The 1139-nt window shown below is 32.4% G+C and carries 1 protein-coding gene and 1 pseudogene; both read left to right on the plus strand.

Going from position 1 to position 1139, the window contains the following annotated elements:
• A partial coding sequence (locus Q0075_RS06690; RefSeq protein WP_297868834.1) for a S49 family peptidase occupies positions 1 to 507 on the plus strand: 507 nt, incomplete at its 5' end.
• A gap of 140 nt (positions 508 to 647) precedes the next feature.
• A pseudogene (locus Q0075_RS06695) lies at positions 648 to 1139 on the plus strand (AsmA family protein); the annotation flags it as partial.

The following is a 1139-nucleotide window of genomic DNA, read 5'->3' on the forward strand; positions in this document are numbered from 1 at the left end:
AAAAACATCGGAATTAACGCCGAACAAGTAAAAACGCATGAAAACGCTAGCGGTTACAGTGTTTTTGAACCTATCGATGAAAACTTTAAAGGTTTTGTTTTAGAAAGTATCGAAAAAACATACGCAACTTTCCTAAAACGTGTAGCTGATGGAAGAAAAATGAAAACTGAGGAAGTTGACGCTATTGCACAAGGAAGAGTTTGGACCGGAGTTGACGCTCAAAAACTAGGATTGGTAGATGAAATTGGTGGTTTAGATGATGCCATTAAATACGCTGCTAAACTTGGAAAAACAGATTCATATAGAACCGAAAATTTCCCAGAATATGAAAAAAGTTTTGAAGATTTATTAGCTAATTTCACTGGAATGGCAATGTTTAAAACTAAAGAACAATTATTAAAAGAACAACTTGGCGAAGAAGGTTTCCAAATGTTAGAGCAAATCAAACGTGTAAAAAGCAGAAAAGGTATTCAAGCGATGATGCCTTATGAAATAGAAATTCATTAATTAATACTATAAACACTAGAATCCCAAAGGCGAAACGTTTTTGGGATTTTTTTATATATTTTACTCAAATTTAATGCGTAAATTTACAATTGGTACTACTTTTGTAATACAAAATCACAATTATCCCTAATTACATCATTATGTTAAAGAAAGTTTTAAAAGGCCTTGGTATTTTCTTATTATTTGCCATAATCGCATTGGCAGCAGCTCCATTTTTATTTAAAGACAAAATAAAAGAAATGATTGCTAAAACATTAAACGAAAATGTGAATGCAAACATAGCTTTTGAAGATGTGGATTTGAGTTTGTTCAAGAGTTTTCCACAAGCACATGTTACTATCGATAAACTTAGCATTATCAACAAAGCACCATTCGCTGGTGATACGCTTTTATATGCTGGTGAAACCAATGTTACCATGAGCGTTAAAGAACTTTTTAAAGGTGAAGGCGAAACCATGAGCTTAGAAAGTTTTAGTGCTGTTGATGGAATTGTAAACATTATTTTCAATAAAGATGGTGTGGGTAATTTTGACATCGCACTAAAAGAAGCTGAAGAGAAAAAACCTTCGGATAGCAAACCTTTTGCTTTAGACATACAAAAATATGGAGTGGAAAATCTAAAATTCACTTAC

It is taken from the genome of uncultured Flavobacterium sp., from assembly GCF_937967675.1.
In the GTDB taxonomy this organism is placed as follows: Bacteria; Bacteroidota; Bacteroidia; order Flavobacteriales; family Flavobacteriaceae; genus Flavobacterium.